Origin of the sequence: Streptomyces sp. NRRL S-337 (assembly GCF_000720175.1) — a bacterium.
GTDB classification, from domain to species: Bacteria; Actinomycetota; Actinomycetes; order Streptomycetales; family Streptomycetaceae; genus Streptomyces; species Streptomyces siderophoricus.
Genome location: NZ_JOIX01000050.1, coordinates 41,245 through 53,608, shown reverse-complemented (window position 1 = coordinate 53,608; position 12,364 = coordinate 41,245). Strand labels below are relative to the sequence as shown.

Below are 12,364 nucleotides of genomic sequence, written 5' to 3'. Positions count from 1 at the left end.
CCGCCACCACCGTGCCCGCCCCCGCCCCGCCCTGCACCCCCGATGAGCTCATGGAGGTCAACGCGGCCCGGGCGCTGGCCGGAGCGCGGACCTGTTTCGTCGGGATCGGGCTGCCCAGCACGGCCGCCAACCTCGCCCGCCGCACGGTCAATCCGGACCTGGTGCTGATCTACGAGTCCGGCACCCTCGGCTCCAAACCGACCCGGCTGCCGCTGTCCATCGGGGACGGCGAACTGGCCGATACCGCCGACGCGGTGGTGTCCGTGCCCGAGATGTTCAACTACTGGCTGCAGGGCGGCCGGATCGACGTCGGCTTCCTCGGCGCCGCGCAGGTCGACCGGTTCGCCAACATCAACACCACCGTCGTCGACCGCGGCCCCGGCAAACCGGAGGGCCGGCTGCCGGGCGCCGGCGGCGCGCCCGAGATCGCCGCCAACTGCGGGCAGGTGCTGATGGTCCTGCGGCACAGCCGCCGCAACTTCGTCGGCTCACTGGACTTCGTGACCACCCTCGGCCACGGCAGCGGCCCCCGGGACCGGACCGCGCTCGGCCTGCCCGGCGCCGGCCCGACCGCCGTCATCACCGACCTCGGCGTCCTCCGCCCCGACCCCGACACCGCCGAGCTCGTCCTGACCGACCTGCACCCGGGAGTGACGGTCGAGCAGGTACGGGCGGCCACCGGCTGGGACCTCAAGGAGGCGGCCCGGATCGGCGTCACCGACCCGCCCACCGCCGCCGAACTCGCCGCCCTGCGCGCCCTGAAGGCCGCCACCCCCCAGGGCACCCCCGCATCCGGTACGCGCGAGGCGGCCGGCGCACGGAAGGAATCCGCCACCCGATGATCACCGACCGGCCCCGGGACGTATACGTCGTCGACGCCGTCCGCACCCCCTTCGGCAAATACGGCGGCGCGCTGTCCGGCGCCCGCCCCGACGACCTCGCCGCTCACGTCGTCAACGCCCTGGTGGACCGCGCGCCCGGACTGGATCCGGCCACGATCGACGACGTCTGGCTCGGCAACGCCAACGGCGCGGGCGAGGAGAACCGCGACGTGGCCCGGATGGCGGTGCTGCTCGCCGGGCTGCCGGTGTCCGTACCCGGCGTCACCGTCAACCGCCTCTGCGGCTCCGGCATGGAGGCCGTCATCCAGGCCGCCCGGGCCGTCGCGCTGGGCGACGCCTCGGTGGCCGTCGCCGGCGGCGTGGAGTCGATGAGCCGGGCGCCCTGGGTCCTGCCCAAGCCGGACCGCGCCTTCCCCGCGGGGCCGCAGACCCTGCACTCCACCACCCTGGGCTGGCGGCTGACCAACCCCGAGATGCCCGGCGAGTGGACCGTGGCCCTGGGCGAGGGCGCGGAACTGATCGCCGACCGCGACCGGATCACCCGCGACCGGCAGGACGCCTTCGCGCTGGCCAGCCACGAGAAGGCGGCCCGGGCCCGGAAGGACGGCGCCTTCGCCGCGGAGATCGTGCCGTACGGGGACGTGGCCGAGGACGAGGGCATCCGTGCGGACACCTCGTTGGCGGCGCTGGGCAGGTTGCGGCCGGCCTTCCGTACGGGGGGCGAGGCGGTGCCCGGGGCCACCGGGCCGTCGGCCGGCGCGGGCACCGTCACGGCCGGCAACTCCTCACCGCTCAGCGACGGTGCGGCCGCGCTGCTGCTGATGGACGAGCGGGGGCTGCGCGCCTCCGGCTGCACGCCGCTCGCCCGGATCCGCAGCAGTGCGGTCACCGGCATCGAGCCGCAGTACTTCGGGCTCGGCCCGGTGGAGGCGGCCACTCGGGCCCTGGAGAAGGCCGGACGCGGATTCGACGCCCTGCACACCGTCGAGCTCAACGAGGCGTTCGCCGCCCAGGCGCTCGGCTGTCTGTCCCGCTGGCCCGAGCTCGACCCGGGCCTCGTCAATCCGCGCGGCGGTGCGATCGCTCTCGGCCACCCGCTCGGCGCCTCCGGGGCACGGCTCGTCGGCGCGGTCGCCCACCAACTGGCGGCCGCCGGCGCCGGAACGGGCCTCGCGACGCTGTGCATCGGCGTCGGGCAGGGGCTGGCGATGGTGCTCGAAAGGTAGTTACCCGCCCGGCGCCGGGAGCCGCATCCTGCAGGGGCGCCGCGCCACGGACGTGCCGGCGCGCGGCCTCGTCACCGCTCGATGCTCCCGCACCCGTAACCTCCCGCACCGCCCCGGCCCCCGGCCACCCGCACGGAACCGACCACCGGCCGCGACCACCCGCACCGCCCCGACCACCCGCACGGAGAGGGCACCCATGACCCTGACCCCGTTCACCCCGGCGACTCCCACCTTCCTGCCCGGCGCCCCGCTTCGCGGCCCCCGGCCGCTCGTCGCGCCCGCGCCGCCCCTGCCCACCCAGGCCGACATCAGCCGGGAGATCGCCGCGCGGTCCGCCGCCGCCGACCGGGACCGGGTCGGCGGCCTCCCCGCCCCGGCGCACCCCGCGCGGGACTACACCCCGTACCGCAGCAGCACCCCCCGCCACCCCCGGCAGCCGCCGGTCGAGATCGACCACCTGGCCGACCCGGAGGCCGTCGAGCTGACCGGCCCCGCGTTCGGCGTCACGGACGTCACCGACCTCGACGCCGACCTCACCCGGCAGCACCCGGGCGAGCCGCTCGGCGAGCGGATCACCGTCACCGGGCGCATCCTCGACCGCACCGGTCGCCCCGTGCGCGGTCAGCTCGTCGAGATCTGGCAGGCCAACGCCTCCGGCCGGTACGCCCACCAGCGCGACCAGCACCCCGCGCCGCTCGACCCGAACTTCACCGGTGCGGGCCGCTGTCTGACCGACGATCAGGGCCGTTACACCTTCACCACCATCAGGCCCGGCGCCTACCCCTGGCGCAATCACGACAACGCCTGGCGCCCGGCCCACATCCACTTCTCGCTCTTCGGCACGGCCTTCACCCAGCGGCTGATCACCCAGATGTACTTCCCCGGCGACCCGCTCTTCCCCTACGACCCGATCCTCCAGTCGGTCACCGACCCGGCCGCCCGCGCCCGCCTGGTCGCCACCTACGACCACGAACTCTCCTGCCCCGGGCGGACGTTGGGCTACCGCTGGGACATCGTCCTGGACGGCCCGTCCGCCACCTGGACCGAGGAGGGCCACTGATGCCCCGCGCCACCACCGATCCGGCCGCCACCACCGACCCGGCCACCACCACCGACTCGGCCGGCGCCCCCGCCGCGCCGCTGCCCCCGACGCCCTCGCAGACCATCGGCCCGTTCTACGGCTACGCCCTCCCGTTCCGCGGCGGCGAGCAGATCGCACCGGCCGGCCGGCCCGGCACCATCACCCTCCACGGCCTCGTGCGGGACGGGGACGGCGCCCCGGTGCCGGACGCCCTGCTGGAGTTCTGGCAGGCGGGTCCGGACGGCAGCCTCACCGGCGCGCCCGGCTCGCTGCGCCGCGACCCGGTCACCGGGGCGGTCATCGGCCGCCACGGCCTGGACTTCACGGGATTCGGCCGGGTCCCGACCGACGCCGACGGCCGCTACGTCCTGCACACCCTGCCCGCCACCGCCCCGGCCGGCCACCCCGACGCCGCGCCCTACCTCGCCGTCTGCGTCTTCGCCCGCGGACTGCTGCACCACCTCTTCACTCGCGTCTACTTCCCCGAACACGCCGAGGCCCACGCCGCCGACCCGCTGCTGTCCCGGCTGCCCGACCACCGGGCCCGCACGCTGCTCGCCCACCCGGACGGCCCGGACCGCTACCGCTTCGACGTACAGCTGCAGCAGACCGCCGACGGCACCCACGAGGAGACGGTCTTCCTTGCGTTCCGATGACCGCCCCCGCTCCGACGCCCCGCGCCACCAGGACCACCGTTCCGCCACCCACCCGGCCCCCGCCGCCGCACCGCACCCACCTCCCCACGACGACGCCGACCTGGGGCTGCTCGCGCCGTCCCGGGCCGGCTCCGCCGTGGCCGGCGCCACCGGGGACACCGCCTATCTGCGCGCCCTGCTCGACGCCGAGGTCGCGCTGACCCGCGCCCAGGCCGCCGCCGGGCTCGCGCCGGAGGAGGCGGCCGCCGCGGTCACCGCCGCGGCCGCCGAGCCCGGCCGGTACGACCCCGGCACGCTCGCCCGCCGGGCCCGGGCCGCGGGCAACCCCGTCGTCCCGCTCGTCGCCGACCTGACCGCCGCGGTCGCCGCCCGCGCCCCCGAGGCCGCCGGCTACGTGCACCGCGGCGCCACCAGCCAGGACATCCTCGACACCGCCACCATGCTGGTCTGCACCCGAGCGCTGGAGCCCGTACTGGCGGACCTGGCCCGGACCGCCGAGGCGCTGCGCCGGACCGCCGCGGCGCACCGCGACACCCCGATGGCCGGCCGGACCCTCACCCAGCACGCGGTGCCGACCACCTTCGGCCTCAAGGCCGCGGGCTGGCGCAGCCTGGTGCTCGACGCCCACGCCCGGCTCACGGCCGTCCGCGCCGCGCTGCCCGTCCAACTGGGCGGCGCGGCCGGCACCCTGGCCGCCTTCCACGCGTACGCCGAGGCCGAGGGCACCCCGGCCGTCCTCCATGCGCACGCCGAGGCCGACCGCGCACCGGCCACCGCGGGCCAGGACCCCGGCACCCGGCTGCTCGCCGCGTACGCCGCCGAGACCGGGCTCGCCGAACCCGGCCTGCCCTGGCACACCCTGCGCACCCCGGTCGCCGATCTCGCCGGGGCGCTCGCCTTCACCGCCGGTGCCCTCGGCAAGCTCGCCGCCGATGTCCTGACCCTCTCCCGTACGGAGATCGGCGAGCTGTCGGAGGGCAGCGGCGGCGGATCGTCCGCCATGCCGCACAAGGCCAACCCGGTGCGCGCCACGCTGATCGCGGCCGCCGCCCGCCAGGTCCCGGCGCTCGCCGCGGTGCTGTACGGCGCGCTGGCCGCCGAGGACGAGCGTCCGGCCGGTGCCTGGCACGCCGAATGGCAGCCGCTGCGGGACGCCCTGCGGCTGGTGGGCGGCGCCGCCCGGGACGCCGCCGAGCTCACCGGTGACCTCCGGGTGCATCCGGACCGCATGCGGCAGCACCTCGACGCCACCGGCGGCCTGGTCGTCACCGAACGCCTGGTCGCGGTCCTCGCCGCCCGGACCGGCCGCGCCGAGGCCCGCCGCCTCCTGGATGCCGCGGCCCGCCGCACCGCCGAACAGGGCGTCCCCCTGGCCACGGCACTCCGCGACGCCTTGGGCGAGGACATGCCGCCTGAAGGCCTCGGCCAACTCCTGGACCCCACCGCCTACGTGGGATCCGCCGGTGCCCTGGTGGACCGGGCGCTGGAACGTACCGTGCACACCCCGCAGGAGCCCGTATGACCCGCCCGCCCGCCGGCCCGCCGCCGCACCACGCCCTCGACGGTCCGGACGGCGCCCCACCACTCGTCCTGGGCCCCTCCCTCGGCACCGAACTCTCCGTTTGGGACCCTCAACTCGCCGCGCTGGCAGAGCAGTTCCGCGTCGTGCGCTGGGACCTTCCGGGTCACGGCGGCACCCCCTCCGTCGCCACCACCACCGTCCCGGCCCTCGCCCGCGGGGTCCTCGCGCTCGCCGACGGCCTCGGCATCGACCGTTTCTCCTACGCCGGGATCTCGCTCGGCGGCGCGGTCGGCGCCTGGCTCGCCGCCCACCACCCCGAGCGGATCGCCTCGCTCGTCCTGATCTGCTCCTCCGCGCGGTTCGGTGACCCGGAGGCCTGGCACGAACGGGCCGCCCTGGTACGGAGCTCGGGGCTCGGGCCGGTCGCCGACACCGCCGCCGGCCGCTGGTTCACCCCGGACTTCGCCGCTTCCCCGGCGGCCACCGCGCTGCTCGCCACCCTGCGGCGGCGCATCGCCCCCGCCGGCTACGCGGCCTGCTGCGACGCCCTCGCCGGCTACGACCTGCGCGGCGACCTCGCCCGCATCACCGCACCCACCCTCGTCGTCGCGGGCCGCACCGATCCGGCCACCCCGCCCCCGCACGCCCGCGCACTCGTCGACGGCATCCCCGGCGCCGGCCTCCTCGAACTGCCCGGCGCCGCCCACCTCGCGGGCGTCGAACGCCCCGCCGCCGTCCTGGCCGCCCTCCTCGGCCACCTCGCCGCACCGCCGGACGCCCCCGGGGCGGTCCGCGTCCCCGCCTCGTACCTCTCGGAAGGAACCGCGCCGTGACACCCCCACCGCCCGTCCGCCGCACCACCGTCGGCATCATCGGCGGCGGCCCCGCCGGACTGCTGCTGGCCCGCCTGCTGCACCGGTCCGGCATCGACTGCGCCGTCCTGGAGAGCCGCGACCGCGGTTACGTGGAGCGGCGGCAGCGCGCCGGCCTCCTCGAACAGGGCACCGTCGACGTGCTGCGCGGCTGCGGAGCCGGGGCCCGGCTGGACCGCGAGGGCCTGGTGCACGACGGCATCGAGCTGCGCTTCGCCGGGCGGGCCCACCGCCTCGACCTCCCGGAGCTCACCGGCGGCCGCCGGGTGACGGTCTACGCCCAGACGGAGGTCGTCAAGGACCTCATCGCCCTCCAACTCGCTGACGGTGCACCGCTGTTGTTCGGGGCGGAGGCGCTCACCGTCGAAGGGGCGGACGGGGACCGCCCCGCCGTCCACTACCGGTACCAGGGCCGCGTACACACCCTCCACTGCGACTACGTCGTCGGCTGCGACGGCTTCCACGGCGTGACCCGCCGGGCCGTACCGGAGGACCAACGGCGTACCTACGAGCGCGGCTACCCCTACTCCTGGCTCGGCGTGCTCGCCGACGCCCCGCCCTCCGCGGACGAGTTGGTCTACGCCCACTCCGCGCGCGGCTTCGCCCTGTTCAGCATGCGCAGCCCGACCGTCAGCCGGCTCTACCTCCAGGTCCCCAACGGAACCGACCCGGCGGACTGGCCCGACGACCGGATCTGGAACGAACTGGAGACCCGGGCGGCCGTCGACCCGGCCACCGGCGCCGCCCCCTGGAAGCTGGCGCGCGGCCCGATCACCGCCAAGTCGGTGCTGCCCATGCGCAGTTCCGTCACCGAACCGATGCGCTACGGCCGGGTGCTGCTGGCGGGCGACGCGGCGCACATCGTGCCGCCCACCGGAGCCAAGGGCCTCAACCTCGCCGTCGCCGACGTCACCCTCCTCGCCCGCGCCCTGGACCGTCTGCACACGACCGGCTCGACGGAACTGCTGGACGCCTACTCCGCCACCTGCCTGCGCCGCGTCTGGCGCGCCGAGCACTTCTCGGCCTTCATGACGACGACCTTGCACACCGCCCCGGACCAGTCGCCGTTCGACACCCGGCTGCAACTCGCCCAGCTCGACCGGATCGCCACCGCCCCGCACGCCGCGGCCGAACTCGCCGAGAACTACGCCGGACTGCCGCTCCCCGCGGTACCGGCGGAGTGCTCGTCGCGGTAGCGGACCAGCAGCATCGCGGCGTCGTCGTGCAGCGGGCCCTCGGCATGCTCGACCAGGTCCTCGCGCACCGCGCGCAGGGCGGCCTCCGGGTCGGCCTCCTTGAGCAGCGCCGCCCGGTCGTCGAGCGGATAGAAGCGGCCGGCCGCGTCGCGCGCCTCACTGACCCCGTCGGTGTAGAAGAGCAGCTGGTCGCCGGGGCTGAACGGCACCTCGTAGGGCACCGGGTTGTTCGCGGCGTGCCAGGTGAGGCCGAGCGGAAGCGACCGTTCCGGCGGCGCGGGGAAACCGACCGTGCCGGCGGGGCGGACGACCAGCGGCGCCGGATGGCCGTAGTTGAGCAGAGTGGCGTGCGGACCGTCACCGATCTCGGCGAGCACGGCCGTGACGAAGCGTTCGCCGGACAGATGGCGGTTCAGGGCCCGTTCGACGCGCTCGCCGACGGCCGGCAGATCGGGCTCGTCGTACGCCGCCTCGCGGAACGCGCCGAGCACCACCGCCGCGCTCTCCACGGCCTCCAGCCCCTTGCCCTGGACGTCCCCGACGATGATCCGGACACCGGCGGGCGAGGTCACCACCTCGTACAGGTCCCCGCCGATCCGGGCCTCGGCCACCGCCGACGTGTAGGAGACCGCGATCCGCAGGGGCCCGGCGCTGCGCGGCACCGGCCGCAGCAGCACCCGCTGGGCCACCTCGGCGATCGAGCGGACGCTGGCCAGCTCGGCCTCCCGGCGCTGCCGCATCACCGCGGCGACCACCCCGGCCGCGGTCACCCCGGCCACCGACAGCAGCGCGGTCAGCCCGCGCCGGCTCTCGTACACCCCGTTGTAGACGCCCAGACCGAGGCAGAGGACGAACGCGGTCAGCCCGGCCAGTGCGGTCCGCCGCCAGCCGCCGACCAGTCCGGCGAACGCGGGCCCCAGGGACACCAGCGGCAGGAAACCCACACCGGGCCCCGCGGTCAGGTCGACGGCGGTGACCACGGCCATGACCGTGTAGGGGAGCACGGACAGCACACGGGAGCCGGTGCGGCGCTCCCCGTTCTCCACGGCCAAGGCGGTCTCCGACGGTGTGGTGTGAGGTGATCGGGTGGAGGGGCCTCGGCCGTCGGACTGTCCGAAAACGGCCCCCAGACCCCTGACCTGAGCATATGCAACATATGCCGTATCGAAATACCTCACCGAGGCCCGTTACCGAATCGCAGTGGCGGGAACATCCGCCGGTCACGAACGCCCGGATCTTACGGACCCGTGACACGGCGGCCGTGGCGCGGGGCTTCCGGCCCGGCCGCGCTTAGCGTGACCGGCATGCGCGTACTGGTCACCGGCGGCGCCGGATTCATCGGATCACAGGTCGTCGACGCACTGCTGGCCGACGGCCACGAGCCCGTCGTACTCGACGCCCTGCTGCCCACGGCACACCGCGAACCCCCGCCGGCGCGGCCCGGCACCCGGCGGATCGTCGCCGACGTACGGGACCGGCCGGCCGTCGAGGCCGCCCTGCGCGGTATGGACGCGGTCTGCCACCAGGCCGCCATGGTCGGCCTGGGCAAGGACTTCGCCGACGCCCCCGACTACGTCGGCTGCAACGACCTGGGGACCGCCGTCCTGCTGTCGGCGATGGCCACGGCCGGGGTCCCACACCTGGTGCTCGCCGGATCCATGGTGGTCTACGGGGAGGGCCGCTACACCTGCCCGGCACACGGGGCGGTGCGCCCCGGGCCGCGCGCGGTGGCGGACCTGGACGCCGGCCGGTTCGAACCCCGCTGCCCGCACTGCCGCTCCGAGCTGCTGCCGGGCCTGGTCGACGAGGCCGCGCCCACCGACCCCCGCAACGTCTACGCGACCACCAAGCTCGCCCAGGAACACCTCGCCGCCTCCTGGGCCCGGGCGACCGGCGGCCGGGCCGTCGCACTGCGCTACCACAACGTCTACGGCCCCGGCATGCCGCGGGACACCCCCTACGCCGGGGTGGCCTCGTTCTTCCGCTCCGCCCTCGCCCGCGGCGAGCCCCCGACCGTGTACGAGGACGGCGGCCAGCGGCGGGACTTCGTGCACGTCCGGGACGTCGCGGCCGCCAACGTACGGGCCCTGACCACCTTGCCGGACCGGGCGTCCGCCACCCTGACCGCGTACAACACCGGCAGCGGCGTCCCGCACACCGTGGGCGAGATGGCGCGGGAGCTGGCCGCCGCGTACGGCGGACCGGCGCCGGTGGTGACGGGGGAGTACCGGCTCGGCGACGTGCGCCACATCACCGCGTCGTCGCGGCGGATCGCCGAGGACCTCGGCTGGCGGGCGGCGATCGGATTCGAGGAGGGCATGGCCGAGTTCGCCCGGGAGGAGATGCGGACCGCCGCACCCACCGGCACCGGCCCACCCTTCCCCACCGCCCCCCGGCCCGCCCCCGTGGACGTCGTCCTGCCCTGCCTGGACGAGGCCGCCGCGCTCCCGTGGGTGCTGGCGCGCATCCCGGCCGGCTGGCGCGCGATCGTGGTGGACAACGGCTCCACCGACGGCTCCGCCGAGATCGCCCGTGAACTGGGCGCCACCGTCGTCCGCGAACCGCGCCGCGGCTTCGGCGCCGCCTGCCACGCCGGACTGCTGGCCGCCGAGGCGGACATCGTCTGCTTCTGCGACTGCGACGCCTCCCTGGACCCGTCGCTGCTCGTCCCGTTCGTCCGTGCGGTCCGCGACGGCGACCGCGATCTGGTGCTGGGACGCCGACGCCCCCAGGGACGGGGCGCCTGGCCGCCGCACGCCCGGGCCGGCAACCTCGCCCTGGCCCACCTGCTGCGCCGCCGCACCGGACTGCGGCTGCACGACCTCGGCCCGCTGCGCGCCGCCCGGCGCACCGAACTCCTAGGGCTCGGCCTCACCGACCGCCGCAGCGGCTACCCCCTGCAGATGGTCGTGCGGGCCGCCGACGCCGGCTGGCGGATCGAGGAGCGCCCGGTGCCCTACCGGCCGCGCACCGGCCGTTCGAAGGTCACCGGCACCTGGCGCGGCACCTGGCAGGCGGTCCGCGACATGCGCGCCGTCCTCGGTCAGCCCCCGCTGACCGCCCCGGCGCGGGAGGCGGCCCGATGACCCGCCCCGCGGACCGTACGCCGCCCCCGCACGGGCCGACCGCGGTCCTGGTCATCGCCAAGGAACCGGTGCCCGGCCGGGTCAAGACCCGGCTGACCCCGCCCTACACCCCCGACGAGGCCGCCCGGTTGGCCGCCGCGGCCCTGCACGACACCCTCCTCGCGGTCCGCGCGATGCCCGCCCGGCGGCGGACCGTGGTGCTCGACGGACGGCCCGGGGACTGGCTGCCGGACGGCTTCGAGGTCCGGCCGCAGTGCGCCGGCGGCCTCGACGAACGGCTCGCCGCGGCCTTCGCCGCCAGCCCCGGCCCCACCCTGCTCCTGGGCATGGACACCCCGCAGGTGACCGCCGAACTCCTCGCACCCGCACTGGAGTTGACCGCCTGGGAACACCGTGACGCCTGGTTCGGCCCGGCCGAGGACGGCGGGTTCTGGGCGCTCGGCCTCGCCGACCCCGACCCCCGGTTGCTGCGCGGCGTCCCGATGTCCACCGCGGGCACCGGCGCCGCCCAGCGCGCCCGCCTGACCGCGGCCGGACTCCGGATCGGCGACCTGCCGGTGCTCCGCGACGTCGACACCGCCGCCGACGCCCACCTGGTCGCCGCCCAGGCCCCCACCGGCCGCTTCGCCACCACCCTCGCCCGGCTGACAGCGGTGAGGGGCCGATGAGCACCACCGTTCCTGATGCCCCGCCGCACCCCGCGGTCTGGGGTGCGGACGCCTACGCCGAGGCCCTGCGCAACGGCCGCGGCCCGCTCTATCTGCGCCGCACCGACGGCTGGTTGCTGCCGCTGGACGTCGAGCGCTGGTGCGCCGCGGCGGACGAGACCGACCTCGCGGTGCTGGGCCGCTGCGAGGGCAGCGTCCTGGACATCGGCTGCGGCCCCGGACGGCTGGTCGCCGCGCTCACCGCGCAGGGCAGGCGGGTGCTCGGCATCGACGTCAGCCCGGCCGCGGTCGCCCGCACCGCCGCGGCCGGGGGCGCCGCCCTGCGCTGCTCGGTCTTCGACTCCCTTCCCGACGAAGGGAGTTGGGGTACCGCGCTGCTCCTCGACGGCAACATCGGCATAGGCGGCGACCCCCGCGCCCTGCTCGCCCGCACCGCCGCCCTGGTCCACCCGGCCGGGCTGCTCATCGTGGAGACCGTCCCCGCGGACATCGACGAACGGGCCCGGGTCAGCGTCGCCGGCGACCCGTACGCGGGCCACCACACCGCCGACCCGTTCCCCTGGGCCCGGGTCGGCACGCCCGCGCTGCTGCGGTACGCCGACGCCGCGGACTGGACACCCGTCGAGCGGTGGACGGCCGCCGGCCGGAGGAGTCAGTCACCGTCCGCCGCGCGCTGTTTCGTCGCCCTGCGGCGGCGCCGCAGCCTGCCCGCCGCCCGCCGGGGCTGAACCGTACGGCACAGCAACCACAGCGCGGAGACCGCGAACAGCACGGCGGTGATCAGCAGCCAGCGGCCCAGGAACACCCCGGCCGGCAGCCCGGTCGCGGCCTCGTAGTGCACCGCCCAACCGCCCCCCGCCGCATAGGCGATGAGCGGGAGCCACACCAGCAACAGCAGGCCCGACAGCGCGGCGGGCACCCGCACGAACGCCGTCCAGGGCCGATGGCGAGCGGTCCCCGCCGTGCACCGGACCACCGCACGGTCGGCGAGCGCGTACAGCGGCAGCAGCACCAGATCGTGCAGCAGCGCCGCCCCCACGAACCACACCACCACCAGTGGCCACCGCCCGCCGGCCAGCAGCCGCACCCCCGCATAACCGGTGAGTGCGAACGACCCGAGCATCAGCGCCAGGTGCAACGGCCCTTCGCCGTACCAGCGGTGCCGGCGCAGTCGCTGCCACCCACGGACCAGCGCGGCCCGCCCGGGCATCCGTA

At 76.3% G+C, this 12,364-nt stretch carries 12 protein-coding genes and 1 pseudogene; 11 read left to right on the top strand and 2 right to left on the bottom strand.

The annotated features are described in order from the left end of the window. Positions 1–50: 50 nt before the first annotated feature. From IG62_RS0128225 to IG62_RS0128195, 7 genes are all read left to right on the top strand, one after another. Positions 51–842: a CoA-transferase subunit beta gene (locus IG62_RS0128225; protein WP_078872291.1), complete on the top strand. Its 792-nt coding sequence runs from the start codon at positions 51–53 to the stop codon at positions 840–842. Further along, positions 839–2,068, top strand: coding sequence for a thiolase family protein (locus IG62_RS0128220; RefSeq protein WP_030809235.1), 1,230 nt, complete (start codon positions 839–841; stop codon positions 2,066–2,068). Before IG62_RS0128225 ends, IG62_RS0128220 begins: the two co-directional genes overlap by 4 nt. A 196-nt stretch (positions 2,069–2,264) precedes the next feature. After that, on the top strand, positions 2,265–3,128 hold the full coding sequence (gene pcaH, locus IG62_RS0128215) for a protocatechuate 3,4-dioxygenase subunit beta (RefSeq protein ID WP_078872290.1): 864 nt from the start codon (positions 2,265–2,267) through the stop codon (positions 3,126–3,128). Then, positions 3,128–3,805 carry a protocatechuate 3,4-dioxygenase subunit alpha gene (gene pcaG, locus IG62_RS0128210; RefSeq protein ID WP_078872289.1) on the top strand — a complete coding sequence of 226 codons (678 nt, stop codon included), beginning with the start codon at positions 3,128–3,130 and terminating at the stop codon, positions 3,803–3,805. The genes pcaH and pcaG overlap by 1 nt, the downstream gene beginning before the upstream one ends. A gap of 100 nt (positions 3,806–3,905) precedes the next feature. After that, entirely contained in the window at positions 3,906–5,327 is a 1,422-nt protein-coding gene (gene pcaB / locus IG62_RS0128205; RefSeq protein ID WP_030809226.1) for a 3-carboxy-cis,cis-muconate cycloisomerase, read from the top strand. Then, positions 5,324–6,160: a 3-oxoadipate enol-lactonase gene (gene pcaD, locus IG62_RS0128200; protein WP_030809223.1), complete on the top strand. Its 837-nt coding sequence runs from the start codon at positions 5,324–5,326 to the stop codon at positions 6,158–6,160. Before pcaB ends, pcaD begins: the two co-directional genes overlap by 4 nt. Further along, on the top strand, positions 6,157–7,395 hold the full coding sequence (locus tag IG62_RS0128195) for a 4-hydroxybenzoate 3-monooxygenase (RefSeq protein ID WP_030809220.1): 1,239 nt from the start codon (positions 6,157–6,159) through the stop codon (positions 7,393–7,395). Before pcaD ends, IG62_RS0128195 begins: the two co-directional genes overlap by 4 nt. On the opposite strand, the gene IG62_RS0128190 is transcribed toward IG62_RS0128195, so the two are convergent. Then, entirely contained in the window at positions 7,344–8,381 is a 1,038-nt protein-coding gene (locus IG62_RS0128190; RefSeq protein ID WP_051798711.1) for a PP2C family protein-serine/threonine phosphatase, read from the bottom strand. The two genes, IG62_RS0128195 and IG62_RS0128190, sit on opposite strands and share 52 nt — an antisense overlap. A gap of 318 nt (positions 8,382–8,699) precedes the next feature. Between IG62_RS0128190 and IG62_RS49130 the strand changes: the two are divergent. From IG62_RS49130 to IG62_RS0128175, 4 genes and pseudogenes are all read left to right on the top strand, one after another. Continuing rightward, positions 8,700–9,752 (top strand): annotated as a pseudogene (locus IG62_RS49130) (NAD-dependent epimerase/dehydratase family protein); the annotation flags it as partial. Further along, positions 9,738–10,481, top strand: coding sequence for a glycosyltransferase family 2 protein (locus IG62_RS49125; RefSeq protein ID WP_234326786.1), 744 nt, complete (start codon positions 9,738–9,740; stop codon positions 10,479–10,481). The pseudogene IG62_RS49130 and the gene IG62_RS49125, both read left to right, overlap by 15 nt. After that, positions 10,478–11,149, top strand: a complete 672-nt coding sequence (locus IG62_RS0128180) for a TIGR04282 family arsenosugar biosynthesis glycosyltransferase (RefSeq protein ID WP_030809211.1) — start codon at positions 10,478–10,480, stop codon at positions 11,147–11,149. Before IG62_RS49125 ends, IG62_RS0128180 begins: the two co-directional genes overlap by 4 nt. Continuing rightward, the gene (locus tag IG62_RS0128175) at positions 11,146–11,877 is read left to right on the top strand and encodes a class I SAM-dependent methyltransferase (RefSeq protein WP_030809208.1); all 732 of its coding nucleotides are present in this window, start codon (positions 11,146–11,148) and stop codon (positions 11,875–11,877) included. The genes IG62_RS0128180 and IG62_RS0128175 overlap by 4 nt, the downstream gene beginning before the upstream one ends. Here IG62_RS0128175 and IG62_RS0128170 read toward each other — a convergent pair. Beyond that, positions 11,802–12,359: a hypothetical protein gene (locus tag IG62_RS0128170; protein ID WP_051798706.1), complete on the bottom strand. Its 558-nt coding sequence runs from the start codon at positions 12,357–12,359 to the stop codon at positions 11,802–11,804. The two genes, IG62_RS0128175 and IG62_RS0128170, sit on opposite strands and share 76 nt — an antisense overlap. Positions 12,360–12,364: the final 5 nt, after the last annotated feature.

Bases quoted from the DNA above. Each gene is read 5' to 3' on its own strand.
- IG62_RS0128225 (WP_078872291.1), top strand. From the start codon at position 51: ATGGAGGTCAACGCGGCCCGGGCGCTGGCCGGAGCGCGGACCTGTTTC.
- IG62_RS0128220 (WP_030809235.1), top strand. From the start codon at position 839: ATGATCACCGACCGGCCCCGGGACGTATACGTCGTCGACGCCGTCCGC.
- pcaH (WP_078872290.1), top strand. From the start codon at position 2,265: ATGACCCTGACCCCGTTCACCCCGGCGACTCCCACCTTCCTGCCCGGC.
- pcaG (WP_078872289.1), top strand. From the start codon at position 3,128: ATGCCCCGCGCCACCACCGATCCGGCCGCCACCACCGACCCGGCCACC.
- pcaD (WP_030809223.1), top strand. From the start codon at position 5,324: ATGACCCGCCCGCCCGCCGGCCCGCCGCCGCACCACGCCCTCGACGGT.
- IG62_RS0128190 (WP_051798711.1), bottom strand. From the start codon at position 8,381: ATGGCCGTGGTCACCGCCGTCGACCTGACCGCGGGGCCCGGTGTGGGT.
- IG62_RS49125 (WP_234326786.1), top strand. From the start codon at position 9,738: ATGCGGACCGCCGCACCCACCGGCACCGGCCCACCCTTCCCCACCGCC.
- IG62_RS0128180 (WP_030809211.1), top strand. From the start codon at position 10,478: ATGACCCGCCCCGCGGACCGTACGCCGCCCCCGCACGGGCCGACCGCG.
- IG62_RS0128175 (WP_030809208.1), top strand. From the start codon at position 11,146: ATGAGCACCACCGTTCCTGATGCCCCGCCGCACCCCGCGGTCTGGGGT.
- IG62_RS0128170 (WP_051798706.1), bottom strand. From the start codon at position 12,359: ATGCCCGGGCGGGCCGCGCTGGTCCGTGGGTGGCAGCGACTGCGCCGG.